Raw genomic sequence first — 17,581 nt, 5'->3', positions numbered from 1 at the left:
TCTAACTTTCTGTTCTTAGACTAACTTCCTAAATCGTTGATTGAAAGTAAGAAAAGGTGATCACTTTCATGTAAAGAAACCTAAAGATAAACAAAGAACAGTAAAAAAAGTAAGAAAAGGTGATAAAATACAAATCAAATGATAGTGCGACGGGAATAAACCATGCCAGAGATTACACCTGATGAGGTTTTAGCTCTATTAACTCCTCTGTTTCGATCAAATCGGTTGAATGATACTCAAGAATTGGTGTTGCGGGAGTCTTGGCAAGGAAAATCCTATCGACAAATTGCCACAGCCTTCGACTACGATACAGACTATATTAAAGGGGTCGGTTCTCAATTGTGGCGATCGCTCTCTCAAATCCTAGGAACTCCCGTTAGTAAATCTACTTTTCATGCGGTTATTCGCTCCTATTCCCATCAATCAAAACAGATATCTAGTCAGTCTGAGATTGGATCAAAACCATTAACAGCCCATGATTGTTCTTCCTGTTTAAAGATCGTAATAGCTAAAAAATTAGCATCAGAAAAAATTAGAAATCATCCCAAATATTATGGTTTAAATACAGCAATTGATGTTTCCTTTTTTTATGGTAGAATCACTGAACTTTCAACGCTGAAACACTGGATTTTAGAAGAAAATTGTCGCTTGATTGCTATTTTAGGGATGGTAGGAATTGGGAAAACGGCCTTATCAGTTAAACTGACTCAGGAAATTAAGCAACAGTTTGAATTTGTTTTCTATTATAACCTTAATACTGGTTTATCTTTATCTGAATTACTAACAAAAATATGTGATTATTGTTTGATTTCTCCCCCCCCCCCCCGAATTTATCAGAGAATTGAAGTCGAAATTTTACGCTTTATTGAATACTTACAATACCATCGCTGTTTAATTATTTTTGATGGGTTTGATGCCATTTTTCAAGATAGAATGTTAACAGGAAACTACCGAAATGGATATGAAGAATATGGACAACTACTGCAACAACTAGGAGAAATTAACCATCAAAGTTGTATTCTGATCACCAGTCGAGAAATTCCTCAAGAAATTGCCGTTTTAGCAGGAAATCTTTTACCTGTGCGAGTCTTAAATTTAGAAGGTTTAGATTCTTGAGAGACAGAGAAACCGGGTTTCTGAAAGAAACCGGGTTTCTGAGGTGCTAACTTAAGCCGCTTGTCGTTCTTCCTGATCAAAACCATGTAGAATTGGTTTCGGGCCGAATTTAGAAGTAACTCTGAGTAAACGGGGAATTTCAAAACTATTATAAACCCGAAACTCACTTTTAATAGTAGCTTCTGCGGTTCTAACGGCTTGGTTTAATACCAAAGAACCATCGGGGTCAGAAACAGAACGATGGAACGTTCCGGGGGGAATCCTTAAAATGTGACGGTTAGCATCTAATCTAACAATATGATAGGGATTTTTCCAAGTAAAATTAACTAAATAAAAAGTACGTCCCCCACTCACTGCTAACAAATTATCTTCTTGATGGGGATGAAGATAAAATTGCCAATATCCAGCTTCGGTGTTATTGGGACTAATGGCTGGCCCTTCATGGAAGACTAAATCCCGGGCGTTAGAATTAGCAATTGTAATATCAAAAAAACGAACACTGGGAGTATCGCGGAATTTATGAAAGGGGATTAATTCAAACATACAGATTTTATTTAGGTTATTCGTTTTTCGCTTGTTGTCCTTAGCTTAGTCACACTTCTTAAAACAATCAAAACCCATTAAGCATAGTTTCTATGCGGAAACCGAATAGATAGGTCGGGAAGGAGAGGGGGAATTTTTAAGGTAAGATGTAGTGAGTCCTTTAGGACTCTCTCTCAGAAAGCCCTGAAGGGCTTACTACGGTTTGGAATTGGAGGTAGTCCGACGGTTTATACTCGTCCCTTAGCTCGGTTAATTGAGCAATTGCAACGTTTACCAGGTGTGGGGCCAAAAACCGCCCAACGCCTAGCGCTTCATATTATTAAGCGTCCTGATGAAGATGTGCAAGCCTTAGCCCAGGCGTTATTAGATGCGAAACAGCAAGTTGGTTTTTGTCAGGTTTGTTTCCATCTTTCGGCTGAACCCGTTTGTGATATTTGTCGCAACCCTCAACGCGACCCCGATACAATTTGTGTGGTTTCCGACTCCAGGGATGTCATCGCTTTAGAAAAAACCCGGGAATATAAGGGTAAATATCATGTTTTGGGCGGGGTAATTTCCCCGATGGATGGGGTTGGCCCCGAACAATTAACCATTCAACCCCTAGTCCGTCGGGTGAGTCAACAACAAATTAAAGAAGTGATTATTGCTATTAGTCCCAGTGTTGAGGGGGAAACCACAACTTTATATATCGGTCAACTATTAAGACCTTTCACGAGAGTAACTAGAATTGCCTTTGGTTTACCCATGGGAGGCGAGTTAGAATATGCCGATGAAATTACCTTAGCCCGGGCTTTAGAAGGGCGGCGGGAGTTGGATTAAAACTGACACCCACCCGCTAATAAACCGGGTTTTTGCCTAAGTTATAGATTAGTTGCGAAAACAGGACTTACGCAAAACAACCATATCTAGTAGGGGCGAACGGCCGTTCGCCCCTACAGATGGTGTATAATTGGGTATTCTGCGTAAGTCCTAGAAAAATGATTAAAAAAACAGGTTCAGGTTGTCTTTTATTGGTATCTCTGTCATTTTTTAGCTTGATCTTGGGGATAGACAGTGTTCGAGCCGATAATGATCGAGACGCAACCCCGGAGGAAATTGCTAGAATTAAACAGGTTTTGGCAGGTCAAGGTTGTTCACTCAATGATGATCATGATGTAGAGTTTTATTTCAATCGCAATCGTTATGAAGTTGATGATGTGATTTGCTCCGATGGAAAGATTTATGAGATTTACCTTGATCAAAACTTTAATATCATTTCCAAGCGTCAAGATGATTGAGGGTTGAAACATTAATGCCATAATCTGAAAGCCCTGAAGGGCTTACTACGTTTTGTGGTGAGTACTTTAGGACTCTCTCAGAAAGCCCTGAACAAATTAAAGAAGTGATTATTGCTATTAGTCCCAGTGTTGAGGGGGAAACCACAACTTTATATATCGGTCAACTATTAAGACCTTTCACGAGAGTAACTAGAATTGCCTTTGGTTTACCGATGGGCGGCGAGTTAGAATATGCCGATGAAATTACCTTAGCCCGGGCTTTAGAAGGGCGGCGGGAGTTGGATTAAAGAATACCCACCCGCAGAGTTTCTTGATTTAGACTTGGGTTTTACCAAAAAACCTTAATTATTCATCGCGTCAGCTTCTTGTTGAGCTTGTTCTTGATTGCGACGATATAATGCAGCCCGATTTTGGGCGGTAGCATAGCGTTCAAAATCGGGAGAAACTACTTCCATAGAATCGGCGGCTTGCTGCCATTTCTGGGCGATTTCTAACCATTCTTGACGGGTATCAGCAAATTTTCCCTCGGAGGCGGCTTCTTCTGCGATTTTTACTCCGCGACTAAATTGTTGGGCTGAAGATAAAATTTCTGGCGGTTGAGGAGATGATTTTATATCATTTTGTGACTGAGATTGTAGGGATTCTAATAATTGAAATTGTAAGGCATTATACAGAAGAAATCCCATTAATATTAATACTACAGTAACAGCAATAGCCCAAATTAAATTTTGTTGTATTTGACTAGATTTGGGTTGATTAGATAAGGATTCAATGGCGGAATCTCTTGGATTTGAACCTGAAATTTTATAAAAAATATTAGGTTTTTTAAGAATAATTTTTTCAGACCATAATAGTTGATTTTCAGGATCTTGAGTAATATCCTCTAACCAGAGTAATTGCTTTTCTTGTCGGATACGACTATTAATATGGACTCGACGAATATTAGGCGGTGAAATTGATTCTAAAATCCCACGAACTTTACTAACAACTATTGATTTTTCTAAGGATTCAGCATTCTTCGCTTCACACAGCAATTGCAAGATATTATTGATATAAATAGCCCGATTAGTTACCCCTAAATCAGTCATTTCTTGATTAAGAATTTCAATGATAGCTGCAATACGGCCTTTGTGAGCTTGTTTATTGATGTCATTCATGGAATTTGAAATTTTTAACTCGATAATCCGGTTTTTTCTTGAAAAATATAAAGGGGATTTAGAAGTTATCCCCTATCTATTTAATAGTCTTTTATTTGTGAATAAATTCTCCTAATTTACGAGTAATGGTTTCAATCAGTTGTGCTTTAGAATCAGAGGGATTATCCATCTCAACTTCCAAACGTTCAACTACCTCGGAAGGAAGATTAAGTAAGTCTAATAATTTTTGATAAGCTGCGGCTTCGTCGGGGTTAATTTTAGGTTCATCTGGCGTGCGAGAACTGGAATTAATTACTTCATATCCTAAAATAAGTACCAATTCCCGTTCTGGTTGGGTTTCTAGTTTAGGAATTAACTCCTCCAAGGGGATATTTTGCATTAAATAATCCCTTAATTCCTGTTGAAGTTCCTGCTGTTGTTGTTCCTGTTTAGCAAATAAACGGCTAAACTGATCTAGCATCACATTAACTTCTTCAGTGGCTAATTCTCCATCTGACCAAGCCATCGATGCTACAACCCGCAAAAGATTCATCTGACGGGGTGTAATTGAAGGGGGAGGCGGGACTTCCATTAACCTAACCTGTGAATATTTCCCCCTAATTATGTCATAAATTGTGATAGGGACAACCTAACCAACCTTCAAAGTTTCGTTTTTGTTCAGGGGTGGGTTGGGCTACGGAAATAATTTTGTAATGATTAGGACGGGGATAGGTCAAGGTAACTTGACAAGTTCGCAACAAATCTTGATGAAAAAATGTTAATTCTACTATATCCCCAGGTTTATAATCTTTTAAACGTTCATGGAATTGGTCGGAGGTGACTTTGAATCCATTTAAGGCTAAAAGTTCATCGTTAATATCTAATCCTGCGGTTTCGGCGGGACTATTTGTTTCTACAAATTTGATGATTTCTTTGCCTTTTTCCGATGCAACTTTACAACCCAAATAGGGGGTTTCATCGGTGGTTTCTGCAATTAATTGTAAACCAAAGGGTTCTAAATATTCATTATAGGGAAGTTCGGTAATTCCATACAAATATTGTTGGAAAAAATCGCTTAAAGATGTTTCAGCAACGGACTCTATAATCTGTTCTAATTGTTCGGGGGTAAAGCCAATTTCTGGTTGACCAAATTCTTTCCACATTTGGCGCATTACATCATCCAAAGAACGGGAATTTCCATGTTTACTTCTAATCAATAAATCCAGTAAGAATGAAACTAATTCTCCTTTTAAATAATAGGAAATTTGGTTATTATCACTATGGGATTCTCGCCGATAAAGTTTAATCCAAGTATCCCAACTCGATTCACTTAATGGTTGAACTAACCGCCCGGGAATGGTTTGTAAGCGAGTAATTTCTTTAGAAATGGCATGAAAAAAGCCCTTAACATCAAAAATTCTCGCCCGATAGGGAATTACCATATCGTAATAACTGGTTGTTCCTTCGGAAAACCACAGGGAAGGAGTATAATTTTCCTGTTCATAATCAAACACTTCTAATGCTTTCGGACGAATGCGTTTAACGTTCCATAAATGGAAAAATTCATGGGCGACTAACTGCATAAATCTATTATATTTATCGGGACTACGGAAGCCAAATCGAGAATAAATTAAAGAACAAGACTCTTTATGTTCTAAACCACCAAAACCATGATTAGAAAGATGTAACAAAAATAAATAACGTTCGTAGGGTAGTCCCCCAAATAATTCCGATTCTATGGCGATAACTTTTTGGAAATCCGTAATTAACCTTTCAGGATTAAGATTTCCTTCGCCCCAAATCGCTAATTGATGGGATTTTCCCTCGATTTCAAATTCATATAAACGATGGGTTCCGATTTCAAAGGGACTATCAACTAAGGTATCAAAATTATCAGCATAAAACGTATTAGGTTGATGGGAAACCGGGGGTAAAGTGGTGCTAACCATCCAATTTTTAGGGGGTTCTATGGTGACTTGAATTGATTGTTGTTTATATTCGGGTACATATAAAAATAAAGCCGCCCCATTAAAATAACCATGGGAACTATCTAAATGATTGGTTCTTACACTTAATTCATTCGCAAAAATTCGATAATCAACTGTGATTTCTGTGGCGGAATTAGTTGTAATTCGCCAATGATTTTTACTAATTTTTTGCCAATTTAAAGGGCTTCCATCCTGGTCACGAACAGCAAAATCCTGTAAATGTCGGGAATATTCCCGCACTAAATAGGAGCCCGGAGTCCAAACGGGCATTTTTAAATCTAATACGGAGGATGAAATAATATCTTTTTGAATCCGTAAGGTAACTTCAAATAAATGGGATTCTGGTTTAGGAATGGCTACCCAATACTGTAAGCTAGGAATAATTATAGCTTGATTATAAGCACGGGTTTGAGTTGCTTCAGTCATGATTTTTAAAGATAAAAAAAATTGTTAATAAACAATAATTTTCCCCTCCGTCAAAGAGAAGGGAAAATTAACAACGCTGAATTTTAGCGTTGAATATTTGGGATTTATTGGCTAGAAAGATGGTTTAAATGTTTGAGATTGAGTAAATGAATCATTTGTTTTTCTTCATCAATATTCATCCATCCTTTACTCATAATTTTATCCATAATTTTAGTTGTTTCTTCTAAAGAAATATCCGTAACATCTGCTAAATCTTGGAAAGGAATATTAAAAATATCCGCCCCTTTTTCCGTGGGCTGACCGTAATTTTCAGCTAATTCTACCAAGGTATTGGCGAGTTTAACCGCCGGAGGTCGGTGACGAATTTGATACCGTTGGTTGGTTTGACGCAAACGACGCACCATTAACTGCAACATTCTATGGTGAAGCTGGGGATCTTTAAACAGCGTCTGGATAAAGCGTTGAGCCGAAACACTAATTAACCGCACCGAAGATAGGGCGATCACATCATTGGCCCGGGGAGATTCATCTAAAATCGCCATTTCTCCGAAGAAATCTCCTCGCCCCAAAATGGCTAATGTGACAACTTCATCCCCCGATAACCGTCGGACTTTCACCCATCCAGAAACGACAAAATAGACTGCATTCCCCCAAGCATCTTCCATGACCACCGCCCTATCAGCCGGATATTCATGTTTGACAGCAACGGATAGCAGCCATTCTAATGTTTCAGGATTGGCCCCTTTGAATAGTGGAAAAAGCTCGCTAAAAGCTTCAGTTTGCATGAGAATTTGCTACGTTTTTTAATTAGTAGATTACCGATCTACTATGATGAATATTACCAAAATATCTCATAAATTGATCTAGTTGCAAATAGAAAAACGGGTTAACCCTGATAAATTCAGGTTAACCCGCAAGCTTGGGAACGCTTAGACCAACTATTTTTGGACAACCAATTTCACGTTGGCGTTTTGCAGACCGCGCTGTTTAACATCAGCTAAGGTCTTATTAACGGCGTATTTTTGATTAATAGAGTTGATCAGTTCGGTTTGGTTGTGTTTTTTAGCCACACCCCACAGATCAGCAATTAAATCGAAAGTACCATCGCTGTTGCGAGACCAACCGAGGTCATATTCGCCTTCAAGGACTGCAACCAAGTCGGCACGAACCCGTTGGCCATTATAGCCACGAACATCAGCATTAGTTTTAGTGCTAATACCAATATCACTCAGAGAAGCTTTCAAGATTTCGGAATCGGCGATTTTAGTACGCAGTGTGCTAAAGTGAGACATTTCGGTATCCTCCGTGAACTGAAAACGAAACAACAACGGTTTGGTTAGAATCAATGCCGTCTTTATAAGAGGGGACGGCTTTTTTTGGTTTTGGGAACTGCTAGTCGGTTTTGGGGACTAGCCTTAACTCCTATTTGGACTAGGAGTAAGCCTTTAGAACTCCATGCGCTGATATTCAGCGACGGAGGACGCAGCCGGACGTGCACGCTGTCTTGCCCAATCTCGTAGTGCGGTGACCTGTTCGTTCATGGTCTTGGACAAGGGCATCGTGGACTTAATCGCGGCAATGATATCAAGCTGCGTAAACTCGCGGTCTTGAGCAAAGGCTTCGTACATCGAAGCGATTACGGCCTGCTCAATTTCTGCTCCAGAAAAGCCTTCGGAAACCTTAGACAGTTGTTCTATGTCGAAGCGTTCGATTTCCCGACGGCGTTTGGACAGATGAATTTTAAAAATATCTTGGCGTTCTTCTTGGGTGGGTAAATCCACAAAGAAGATTTCATCAAATCGACCTTTTCTGAGGAATTCCCCCGGAAGGCGTTCGACGCGGTTTGCCGTTGCCATGACAAATACAGGAGAGCTTTTTTCCTGCATCCAGGTCAGGAATGATCCAAAGATCCGGCTTGAGGTTCCACCATCGGAGTCTGCTGATCCGCCACTACCCGCAAAGGATTTATCTAATTCATCAATAAATAAAATCACGGGGGAGATTGATTCAGCCGTTTTTAAGGCGTTTCTCAGGTTGGCTTCGGAACGACCTACCATAGAACCGTCATAGACCCGACCCATATCTAACCGGAGTAAGGGTAATCCCCATAACCGAGAGGTGGTTTTAGCAATTAGGGACTTTCCGCATCCGGGTATCCCTAAAATTAACATCCCCTTGGGTTGAGGTAGACCATATTCCCTTGCTCTTTCGGTGAAGGCGTTGGAACGTTGGTGTAACCAGCGTTTCAGTTCTTCTAAACCGCCTACGGAATCTATGGTTTCATCGACATCAATGTATTCTAAAATGCCATTGCGTCGAATTAGTTGTTTCTTTTCGGTGAGAACAACATTCACTTCTTCTTCCGTCAGACGTCCGGCGGTGACTTGGGCTTTGCGGTAGACTTTTTCGGCCTCATCCTGGGTTAAGCCTAAAGCTGCTTTGAGCAGTTTTTCTCGTCCTTCGGTGGTTAAACGTCGAGACCGAGCTTGTTCCAGTTGGGAGGTTAAGACTAAATTCAGTTCTTTCATATCGGGTAGAGCGAAGTCCAGAACCACAACTTCCTTCTCTAGCTCGATAGGAATAGATTGGATCGGCGACATTAAGATGATGGTCTTATTTGTGCCTTTGAAACTGGCGATCGCATCCCGCAAACACCGAGTCACTTCAGGGGAATCCTTGAAGGGATGCAAATCTTTAAATATATAGATACTTCCGCTTACGTTAGGCTCCTTGTGCCGAATCGCCCACTCAATCGCCGCTTGGGGAGAGACTGTGTTAGATTGAACCGCCGTTCGGGCCTGATCATATTTGACTAAACCGCGAGTGACTGTCCACACATAAACCTCTCTCTGGCGCTTGGCTTGTGCGATTTTAGCTATAGCCTGCTCAGACCGCTCTTCCTCGGAGGTGACGAGGTAGATCAGAGGATATCGGGCTTCAATTAAGATACTGAGTTCTTCTTGCATAGTCCTCGATCCAATAGAGACGGTTTAACGTTTACAGAATTTGCTAGTCCTAACCTCCGATGAAGCTAGGGATTTAGCAGGGAACCAGTTTTTCCTCTCCTGATTGGGCTGTGCTAGATTCCATCTCTCTTACAGACCCGACTGGTAGTTCGTCATCGGATAGGATGCTGGGTTGCTCTCTCAGGGAGGTCAATTCCCCTTCCTTGAGGATGATGGAACTGGAACAGTCTGGACAGGAGTAAACCCGATGGGCTTGTCCATAGGATGCCTCCACTTCATCGACTAACTCGGAATTGTTCAGGTAAAAAACAATCGCCCGTTCAGCAATGGATGACATCGGCTCTGATTCAACTGCCGCTTTTATTTTTAATTTGCGATGCAGTTCCGGCGGAATATATAAAGTGACTTTTTGCTTATTTTGCATAAGACTGTGAACTTGTGTACCCGGGTATGTGTCTCAAGATAACGAACCTTTTTCCAGATGTCAAGACGTTATACCTCTATAACGGCATTTTTGTAATATTTCGTTACATTGTGTGGGTGGACGGCCCTGGGCTGTTTCATTTTCCATTGCCAACCCCTAAGACCTAACCCCCCAACCCCCTTCCCTAGTAGGGAAGGGGGAGTAATAAATAATTTTTTATGTTTAATAGTAATAATTAGTCCCCCCTCTCCCCATCAAAAGGGGTTCGGGGAGAGGTCACACAGTTTTTCCTAGAGAATGAAACAGCCCTGGGGGTTTGGGGGCCTGTTCCGGTGTTTCCCATTCCCTGCTATATATAGATAGTTGAGTAACTTTGTTGCTGATCATGAACAATAACCAAAGACAACCGAGAGAAGCATTAAATAAAGCATTTCTGAAAGTCAAAGTCAGCCGCAGCAACATTGAACAATTCAAGACTAACTTGATTAATCTCCTAGAGCATATCAATGAAAAGGAATCAGAAGAATTTCATAAAAATTTGATGGCTGATTTCCTGAAAAATACCTATTATAGCCCTAATTATTTTATTAATACCAGAGAACGTAATGATCTGGTTATTCACAATCAGAAAGATTCTAAAAGCAGTGTGGGTGTTATTCTCGAAGTCAAGAAACCCAAAAATAAAGCAGAAATGGTTAAGGTTGAAAACCTGAATGCTAAAGCCTTACAAGAGTTAGTTTTATATTTTTTGAGAGAACGAATTACCAATAATAACCTAGAAATTAAACATTTAATTGCTACTAATATTAATGAATGGTTTATTTTTGATGCCCAGATTTTTGAAAAATATTTTTGTGAGAATAAACAATTAATTCAACAATTTGAAGATTTTGCAGCCGGACGCTTAACGGGGAAAACCACCGATTTTTTCTATAAAGAAATTGCTAAACCTGCCATAGAAAAGATTAAAAATGAACTACAATTCACTTATTTTAATATTCAAGACTATGAAGCATTTGTTAGAGATGATAACCCCGAAAATGATGAAAAACTGATCGCTTTATTTAAGTTACTTTCGCCCCAACATTTATTAAAATTACCGACTGTTAACGATAGTAATACCCTAGATAAAGGCTTTTATAGTGAATTACTCTATCTTATCGGTTTAACGGAAACCAAAGAAAAGAATAAAAAACTGATCAAACGTCAACTAGAAGCACAAAGAAATCCAGCTTCACTGCTCGAAAATGCTATTTTACAACTCGATAGTTTAGATAAAATTTCCCGACTGGAAAAACCCGAACAATTTGGAGAAACTGCACCCGAACAGGTTTTTAATATTGCTTTAGAATTATCAATTACTTGGATAAACCGGATTCTATTCTTAAAATTATTAGAATCTCAATTAATAACTTATCATAAAGGCGATCGCAATTTTGCCTTTCTCAATTTAGATAAAATCCATAATTTTGATGATTTAGATCGGTTATTTTTTCAGGTATTAGCCGTTAAATCTAGTGAGAGAAAACCGGATGTAAAAAAGATTTTTGCTAATGTTCCCTATCTGAATAGTTCCCTATTTGAAACTACCGAACTCGAACATCAAACCCTAGTTATTAGTAATCTGAGAGCCGAAAAACTACCAATTTTATCAACAACTGTTTTAAAAGATACTAACGGAAATAAACGCACCGGAGAACTGAATACCCTACAATATTTATTTGAGTTTCTCGATGCCTATGATTTTAGTAGCGAAGGTTTAGAAGGAATTCAAGAAGAACAAAAAACCCTAATTAATGCTTCGGTTTTAGGACTCATTTTTGAGAAAATTAACGGTTATAAAGATGGGTCATATTTTACCCCAGGTTTTATTACCATGTATATGTGTCGGGAAACTTTGCGGAAAGCAGTTGTCCAGAAATTCAATGAAATTAAAAGTTGGAATTGCCAAACTCTTGATGATTTATATGATAAAATAGAAGATAGAACCGAAGCAAATCGAATTATTAATAGTCTAAAAATTTGTGATCCGGCGGTGGGGTCGGGACATTTTTTAGTGTCGGCGTTGAATGAAATTATTGCGATTAAAAATGATCTGAAAATTTTACAGGATCAAACTGGAAAACGATTAAAAGAATATCAAATTGTTGTAGAAAATGATGAATTAATCATAACAGACGAAGATCATCAACCCTTTACCTATACCCCGAAAAACTCAGAAAGTCAACGCATCCAAGAAACCCTATTTCACGAAAAGCAAACGATTATCGAAAATTGCCTATTTGGTGTGGATATTAACCGCAATTCGGTTAAAATTTGTCGGTTACGGTTATGGATAGAATTGCTAAAAAATGCCTATTATAAAGCGGAGAGTAATTACACGGAATTGGAAACTTTACCGAATATTGATATTAATATCAAGCACGGTAACTCTTTAATTAGTCGTTTTCCCTTGGATGCGGATTTAAAACCAGCGTTAAAGAAAAATAGTATTGATATTGAAACCTATCAAAACGCTGTCCAAACCTATCGCCATGCGGAGAATAAACAGCAAAAGCGAAAGATGGAAAAGTTAATGAATACCATTAAAGGTGATTTTAAAACTACCCTTCAAGGAATTGACCCCAAGAAAACGAAGTTAAGACAGTTAGAGGGGGAAGTTTATAATTTAGAGAATCAACTTTCGCTGTTTGAGGAAACTAAAACCGAACAAAAAGCGCGGGAGAAAAAAGTTGTTAAGTTAAATAATGAGATTGATAAATTAAGGGTGGAAATTGAGGAAATCGAAAGTGGTAAAATTTATGATCATGCTTTTGAATGGCGGTTTGAGTTTCCTGAAATTTTGGATGATGAAGGAAAGTTTATCGGTTTTGATGTTGTGATTGGAAATCCTCCTTATATTCGACAAGAAGAAATTAAGGAATTTAAGGCAATTTTACAGAAAAATTATCAATGTTATACAGGTGTTAGTGATATATTTGTTTACTTTTATGAGTTGGGTTTACATATATTAAAAGCAAAAGGTAATTTAATTTATATCTCCTCTAATAAATATTTGAGAGCAGGTTATGGTGAAAAGTTACGTCAACTTTTGACAGATAAAACAACAATTTATAATTTAATAGATTTCGGTGATTTTCCGGTTTTTGAAGAAGCGATCGCTTATCCTAGCATTATCTCTTTAAGTAAATTGAAATCTGACGCGAATGAATTAAAGGCTTTATCATGGGATCTAACAAAAAAACAAAATATTGCACAATTTGTGACGGTTTTAGAGCAGGATAGTTTTATAATTCCTCAGAGAAACTTAAAATCTGATGGTTGGCGACTAGAATCTTCTCAGGTATTGGACTTGCTTGCGAAACTGCAAAATACTGGTACACCGTTAGGAGAATATGTAAACGGTAAATTTTATTATGGTATTAAAACAGGTTTTAATGAGGCTTTTATAATTGATCGCCAAACAAGAGATAAATTAATCGCTGAACATTCTTCGTCTGCGGAAGTTATTAAACCTTTGCTGCGTGGTCGTGATGTTAAAAGATGGCGAGTTGGTTTTGCTGATCAATATTTGATCAAAATTGAATCTTCTGAAAATAAAAAACATCCTTGGTCTGATCAACCAGAAAAAGAAGCAGAAAAAATTTTTTATAACACATATCCTGCGATTTTTAAATATTTTAATAAATTTAAGGAATCCTTAATTAAAAGATGCGATCAGGGTAAATTCTTTTGGGAATTGCGATCTTGTATTTACTGGAATGAATTTGAACAATCTAAGATTATTTATCCAAATATTTGTAAGAGTAATGAATTTGCTTGGGATGAATTAGGCTATTACACAAATCAGAAGGCATTTATTATTCCCACCCATGATAAATTTCTACTAGCAGTTCTTAACTCTAGCGTAGTGCGGTTTTTGTTTCAGCATTTACTATCAAAATTACAGGGTGATTTCTACGAGCCAAGCTCAATATTTATAAAATATTTCCCTATCCCCACCGCCAGCCAATCAGAGTGTGAAGCCATAAAAAACCTTGTTCAAAAATGTCTTAATCCTCAAGAGGAAGATGTTAAAAAGATTGAAACAACAATCGATCAACTGGTTTATGAATTATATGGATTAACAGAAGAAGAAATTAAAATAGTTGAGGGTAAAACCTAAAAAAAGATTATCCATTTCCCATCATTTCCCCCTCGTTTCTAGGTTCTACCTAGAAATGCTATTCATGGAGGCTCCGGCTCCTATTATTACTTGAGGCAGAGCCTCAATATTAGTATTCCAATGCAGAGCATTGGAACAAGAGGAAAAGATGATCCACTTCCTCTGATTTTCTCCTCTTACTATAGTTTTTCCCATTCATCTCGGCTAATATTCGCCTGACGTAACAGCCGACTCAGTAAATTTTTACTAATATCACCTTGATGGGGGTTAGGAATAGTTAACCTGACTTCATCCTTAATCATATATTGATGTTTTCCCCCAGGATAGGGCCCTTGAAAACCAGCTAGTTTCAAATAGCGCACAAAATCTTTCCATTTAATTGCAGAAAATGGTGGCATTAAGCAACCTCGTTTTCAAGATTTAAGTTAATCTGGTCTAAAATCGGTAATTGATGACCCAAACGTAACCCTAAAATGATCCATCCTTCTAACGCATCTTGTAAATTTTCTCGACATTCTTCTAAGGTTTTACCACTACTCCAAACTCCCTGACAGTCGGGTATTTCTCCATAAAATATCCCATCATCTAAAATCTCATATTTTGCCCGATTCATGCCTGCATAAATATAATCTGTTAACATCATTTAAAGTTTCCTTAATAACGAGTTTAATTCAAATTCAGGATAATTAGCGATCGCAAAGAAGATTCAATTGAGAAGGGAGTTAATCCAGTCACGCACTTCTCCTTTATGAATAAGATTTGAAGGTTCTGATTGATTATTTACGGAAGTTATAGTATCTTTCAAAACTTCATACATTACAGGTTCATAAGCCGGATGATCTCGTTCTATGACCTCTAATTTTTGATATCCTAATGCTTTCATATCCTCAATCAAAATTGGTTGAGTTGATCTTGCTTCTGAGGATAAACCCTGACGCGCTTTTTTCCAAGGAAATTCTAGGTGAGTCATCCCACTTAATCTATAGGCGTGATACCCGCCAAAATAATCCCAAACTTCTTCTAAAACTAACTTCTGATCATCAGGAATTTCTAAGATAATTTCTGCATCAGGAATTGGGAGTTGATTGGCTTCAAATTCACTATAATATTGATAAGCAGGAGGACAAACAGGGCCATAACGCCAAGCTTGAATTTCTTCTTCAAATAAAGGCTGATCATAGAGGGCTAAATATAAGCTTTGTGCATAATATAAAAGTTTTTGTACTTTCATATTTGTCATTTCTGCTTCTATACCATCCTGATAAGCTTTTACAATAAAATAGCGAGCTATGTTGAGAGAATTAATCATGTCTCTAACCTATCTAGCTAAATTGAAAGAGTTAATTTGACAAACATTTAAAACCTATCTATATTATATCATAATTGATTCAAGAATACAATTAATCAAAAGGGTAACTTCCATGCAATATGCTGTCCTGAACGTAAATAATCTGCGGGTTGAGTTTGAAACCGACGAACGGACGCTTACCGCCGTTGATGACATTTCCTTCCAGGTCGGACGGGGACAAACCCTGGGAATTGTAGGCGAGTCCGGTTCAGGAAAATCCGTGACAGCATTAGCAATTATGGGGTTACTTTCGACCGCAACCACTCAAGTTAGCGGGGAAGTTTGGTTTCAAATTCCCGAATCTGAAGACTATAACTCCTATTCCCAACCCGTTAATTTATTACAACTTTCATCAACTCAAAAACAAACCTATCGCGGCGGTCAAATTTCCATGATTTTTCAGGAACCTATGACCTCCCTTAACCCCGTATTTACCATTGGGTTTCAGTTAACCGAAGCTATTATTCAGCATCAAAAAATATCCCCTAAACAGGCGATGTGGAAAGCTGCATCCTTATTACAGGAAGTTAAATTACTCCCAAGTGATGATCAATTAATGCAGCAAGCATTAGAAGAACAAAACCATCAAGCAACATCCCGTTCTCCCCAGGAATTACAAGATAAACGCACTAGAAAAAGAGAAGTTATTCAACAGGTTAATGCTCAAAAACGAGCTATGTTAGATCGATATCCCCATGAATTATCCGGGGGACAATTGCAACGGGTAATGATTGCTATGGCTATTTCTTGTAACCCCATATTATTAATCGCGGATGAACCGACAACGGCCTTAGATGTGACGGTACAAGCAACAATATTAGAGTTACTTCAAGAGTTACAAGAATATCGGGGAATGGCGATGATTTTTATTACCCATGATTTGGGAATTGTTGCTCAAATTGCTGACCAAGTGGCGGTAATGTTCCAGGGAAAAATAGTCGAGTCAGGAACTATTCAGCAAATTTTTACAGCCCCTCAAAATCCCTATACTAAAGGTTTATTAGCCTGTCGTCCCACCTTAGATAACCCGGCGGTAAGATTGCCAACGGTGGCGGATTTTATGGAGGTTGTTACCTTGGAAAATGGGGAAAAAGAAATTCGAGAAAAACCTCAAGCAGAAGTTAATAAAATTTATAATAATATTTCTAATATTGCTTTAAGTTCTAAATCTTTTTTATCAAGTCTTCCATCAGATAATACACTTTTATCCGTTAAAAATTTAAGAGTTGGTTTTAAAATACCCGGAGTATTGGGTCAAACTAAACGGTTATTTATGGCGGTTAATGATGTTTCTTTTGAGGTTTATCCAGGGGAAACCTTGGGATTAGTGGGAGAATCAGGCTGTGGAAAAAGTACCTTAGCCAGAGCAATTTTACAACTAATTAAACCCTTGAGTGGTCAGGTATTATTTGAAAGTCAAGATATTACTGCACCTTATTTAGAAACAGCTATATTTAGTGGATTTAACAATTATCGAAATCAGCAACAGTTTAATCATAAAATGCGTTGGGTGCGGCGAAATATGCAGATTATCTTTCAAGATCCGTTTAGTTCCCTTGACCCTAGAATCAGCATTGGCGAGGCGGTCATGGAACCTTTAATTATTCATCAAGTGGGAGATAATTTTCAGGAAAAATGCGATCGCGTGGCTTATTTATTAGAAAGAGTTGGATTGAATCCTGATTTAATGCGTCGTTATCCCCATGAATTTTCCGGGGGACAAAGACAACGGATTTGTATTGCTAGAGCTTTAGCATTAAACCCTAAATTTATTATTTGTGATGAATCAGTTTCCGCCCTAGATGTTTCGGTACAGGCGCAGGTTTTGAACCTATTAAAAGAGTTACAATCGGAATTTAATCTAACTTATATTTTTATTTCCCATGATTTAAGTGTGGTTAAATTTATGAGCGATCGGATTATTGTTATGAATCAAGGAAAAATCGAAGAAACCGGAACTGCCGAAGAAATTTATCGTTATCCCAAACAAGCCTATACCCGTCAATTAATTGCGTCTATTCCTTCAGGGAATATTAGAAGTAGTAACTTTAATTGAACTAATTAACAAAAGCAGAAATTAAAATATAGCACTACGCATTACAGTTAGGACATTTCTAAATCCTGAAACCCTTTCACTTCTTACTGTTCCCTGTTCCCTGTTCCCTTGCGCGTAGCGCTATAGTACAAGGGAA

General features: G+C 38.1%; 16 protein-coding genes and 1 pseudogene. 6 read left to right on the top strand and 11 right to left on the bottom strand.

Features of this window, described 5'->3' with window-relative positions:
* Positions 1-162: 162 nt before the first annotated feature.
* Positions 163-1,116, top strand: coding sequence for a helix-turn-helix domain-containing protein (locus NMG88_RS04070; protein WP_254035129.1), 954 nt, complete (start codon positions 163-165; stop codon positions 1,114-1,116).
* Between the two features lie 51 nt (positions 1,117-1,167).
* Here the strand turns inward: NMG88_RS04070 and NMG88_RS04065 are convergent, their stop codons facing one another.
* Positions 1,168-1,659, bottom strand: coding sequence for a redox protein (locus NMG88_RS04065; RefSeq protein ID WP_227350129.1), 492 nt, complete (start codon positions 1,657-1,659; stop codon positions 1,168-1,170).
* Between the two features lie 207 nt (positions 1,660-1,866).
* Between NMG88_RS04065 and recR the strand changes: the two genes are divergently transcribed.
* The 3 genes and pseudogenes from recR to NMG88_RS04050 all read left to right on the top strand — a co-directional run.
* Entirely contained in the window at positions 1,867-2,478 is a 612-nt protein-coding gene (gene recR / locus NMG88_RS04060; protein WP_227366500.1) for a recombination mediator RecR, read from the top strand.
* A 158-nt stretch (positions 2,479-2,636) separates the two neighbouring features.
* The gene (locus tag NMG88_RS04055) at positions 2,637-2,936 is read left to right on the top strand and encodes a PepSY domain-containing protein (protein WP_235751021.1); all 300 of its coding nucleotides are present in this window, start codon (positions 2,637-2,639) and stop codon (positions 2,934-2,936) included.
* An 83-nt stretch (positions 2,937-3,019) separates the two neighbouring features.
* Positions 3,020-3,223 (top strand): annotated as a pseudogene (locus tag NMG88_RS04050) (toprim domain-containing protein); the annotation flags it as partial.
* Positions 3,224-3,277: 54 nt separating this feature from the next.
* On the opposite strand, the gene NMG88_RS04045 reads toward NMG88_RS04050, so the two are convergent.
* From NMG88_RS04045 to NMG88_RS04015, 7 genes are all read right to left on the bottom strand, one after another.
* Positions 3,278-4,093 carry a hypothetical protein gene (locus tag NMG88_RS04045; RefSeq protein ID WP_052369350.1) on the bottom strand — a complete coding sequence of 272 codons (816 nt, stop codon included), beginning with the start codon at positions 4,091-4,093 and terminating at the stop codon, positions 3,278-3,280.
* A 91-nt stretch (positions 4,094-4,184) separates the two neighbouring features.
* Entirely contained in the window at positions 4,185-4,664 is a 480-nt protein-coding gene (locus NMG88_RS04040) for a tellurite resistance TerB family protein (protein WP_042152044.1), read from the bottom strand.
* 34 nt (positions 4,665-4,698) lie between these two features.
* Positions 4,699-6,486 carry a M61 family metallopeptidase gene (locus NMG88_RS04035; protein WP_042152043.1) on the bottom strand — a complete coding sequence of 596 codons (1,788 nt, stop codon included), beginning with the start codon at positions 6,484-6,486 and terminating at the stop codon, positions 4,699-4,701.
* 104 nt (positions 6,487-6,590) lie between these two features.
* Entirely contained in the window at positions 6,591-7,271 is a 681-nt protein-coding gene (locus tag NMG88_RS04030) for a Crp/Fnr family transcriptional regulator (protein ID WP_026786646.1), read from the bottom strand.
* Positions 7,272-7,424: 153 nt separating this feature from the next.
* Positions 7,425-7,778 carry a DUF1257 domain-containing protein gene (locus tag NMG88_RS04025; RefSeq protein ID WP_026786647.1) on the bottom strand — a complete coding sequence of 118 codons (354 nt, stop codon included), beginning with the start codon at positions 7,776-7,778 and terminating at the stop codon, positions 7,425-7,427.
* 153 nt (positions 7,779-7,931) lie between these two features.
* A complete protein-coding gene (gene ycf46 / locus NMG88_RS04020; RefSeq protein WP_042152039.1) occupies positions 7,932-9,452 on the bottom strand; it encodes a stress-responsive protein Ycf46 in 1,521 nt (506 codons plus the stop codon).
* A 73-nt stretch (positions 9,453-9,525) separates the two neighbouring features.
* Positions 9,526-9,876, bottom strand: coding sequence for a slr0373 family blue light stress response protein (locus NMG88_RS04015; protein WP_026794031.1), 351 nt, complete (start codon positions 9,874-9,876; stop codon positions 9,526-9,528).
* 385 nt (positions 9,877-10,261) lie between these two features.
* On the opposite strand from NMG88_RS04015, the gene NMG88_RS04010 reads away from it, so the two are divergent.
* Positions 10,262-14,041: a class I SAM-dependent DNA methyltransferase gene (locus NMG88_RS04010; RefSeq protein ID WP_254035128.1), complete on the top strand. Its 3,780-nt coding sequence runs from the start codon at positions 10,262-10,264 to the stop codon at positions 14,039-14,041.
* A gap of 179 nt (positions 14,042-14,220) precedes the next feature.
* Here the strand turns inward: NMG88_RS04010 and NMG88_RS04005 are convergent, their stop codons facing one another.
* The 3 genes from NMG88_RS04005 to NMG88_RS03995 form a co-directional block, all read right to left on the bottom strand.
* Positions 14,221-14,439: a type II toxin-antitoxin system HicA family toxin gene (locus tag NMG88_RS04005; RefSeq protein WP_042152033.1), complete on the bottom strand. Its 219-nt coding sequence runs from the start codon at positions 14,437-14,439 to the stop codon at positions 14,221-14,223.
* Entirely contained in the window at positions 14,439-14,684 is a 246-nt protein-coding gene (locus tag NMG88_RS04000) for a type II toxin-antitoxin system HicB family antitoxin (protein ID WP_227350127.1), read from the bottom strand. Before NMG88_RS04000 ends, NMG88_RS04005 begins: the two co-directional genes overlap by 1 nt.
* Positions 14,685-14,747: 63 nt before the next feature.
* Positions 14,748-15,350: a Panacea domain-containing protein gene (locus NMG88_RS03995; RefSeq protein WP_227350126.1), complete on the bottom strand. Its 603-nt coding sequence runs from the start codon at positions 15,348-15,350 to the stop codon at positions 14,748-14,750.
* 112 nt (positions 15,351-15,462) lie between these two features.
* Between NMG88_RS03995 and NMG88_RS03990 the strand changes: the two genes are divergently transcribed.
* Positions 15,463-17,445, top strand: a complete 1,983-nt coding sequence (locus NMG88_RS03990; RefSeq protein WP_254035127.1) for an ABC transporter ATP-binding protein — start codon at positions 15,463-15,465, stop codon at positions 17,443-17,445.
* Positions 17,446-17,581 lie beyond the last annotated feature (136 nt).

Origin of the sequence: Planktothrix agardhii (assembly GCF_904830935.1) — a bacterium.
Classification (GTDB): Bacteria; Cyanobacteriota; Cyanobacteriia; order Cyanobacteriales; family Microcoleaceae; genus Planktothrix; species Planktothrix agardhii.
Note: the sequence above shows the minus strand (reverse complement) of the source record. Positions and strands in the feature narration are given on the sequence as shown.

Coding starts and splice junctions, on each gene's coding strand:
- NMG88_RS04070 (WP_254035129.1), top strand. CDS start 163: ATGCCAGAGATTACACCTGATGAGGTTTTAGCTCTATTAACTCCTCTG.
- NMG88_RS04065 (WP_227350129.1), bottom strand. CDS start 1,659: ATGTTTGAATTAATCCCCTTTCATAAATTCCGCGATACTCCCAGTGTT.
- NMG88_RS04055 (WP_235751021.1), top strand. CDS start 2,637: ATGATTAAAAAAACAGGTTCAGGTTGTCTTTTATTGGTATCTCTGTCA.
- NMG88_RS04045 (WP_052369350.1), bottom strand. CDS start 4,093: ATGAATGACATCAATAAACAAGCTCACAAAGGCCGTATTGCAGCTATC.
- NMG88_RS04040 (WP_042152044.1), bottom strand. CDS start 4,664: ATGGAAGTCCCGCCTCCCCCTTCAATTACACCCCGTCAGATGAATCTT.
- NMG88_RS04035 (WP_042152043.1), bottom strand. CDS start 6,486: ATGACTGAAGCAACTCAAACCCGTGCTTATAATCAAGCTATAATTATT.
- NMG88_RS04030 (WP_026786646.1), bottom strand. CDS start 7,271: ATGCAAACTGAAGCTTTTAGCGAGCTTTTTCCACTATTCAAAGGGGCC.
- NMG88_RS04025 (WP_026786647.1), bottom strand. CDS start 7,778: ATGTCTCACTTTAGCACACTGCGTACTAAAATCGCCGATTCCGAAATC.
- ycf46 (WP_042152039.1), bottom strand. CDS start 9,452: ATGCAAGAAGAACTCAGTATCTTAATTGAAGCCCGATATCCTCTGATC.
- NMG88_RS04015 (WP_026794031.1), bottom strand. CDS start 9,876: ATGCAAAATAAGCAAAAAGTCACTTTATATATTCCGCCGGAACTGCAT.
- NMG88_RS04010 (WP_254035128.1), top strand. CDS start 10,262: ATGAACAATAACCAAAGACAACCGAGAGAAGCATTAAATAAAGCATTT.
- NMG88_RS04005 (WP_042152033.1), bottom strand. CDS start 14,439: ATGCCACCATTTTCTGCAATTAAATGGAAAGATTTTGTGCGCTATTTG.
- NMG88_RS04000 (WP_227350127.1), bottom strand. CDS start 14,684: ATGATGTTAACAGATTATATTTATGCAGGCATGAATCGGGCAAAATAT.
- NMG88_RS03995 (WP_227350126.1), bottom strand. CDS start 15,350: ATGATTAATTCTCTCAACATAGCTCGCTATTTTATTGTAAAAGCTTAT.
- NMG88_RS03990 (WP_254035127.1), top strand. CDS start 15,463: ATGCAATATGCTGTCCTGAACGTAAATAATCTGCGGGTTGAGTTTGAA.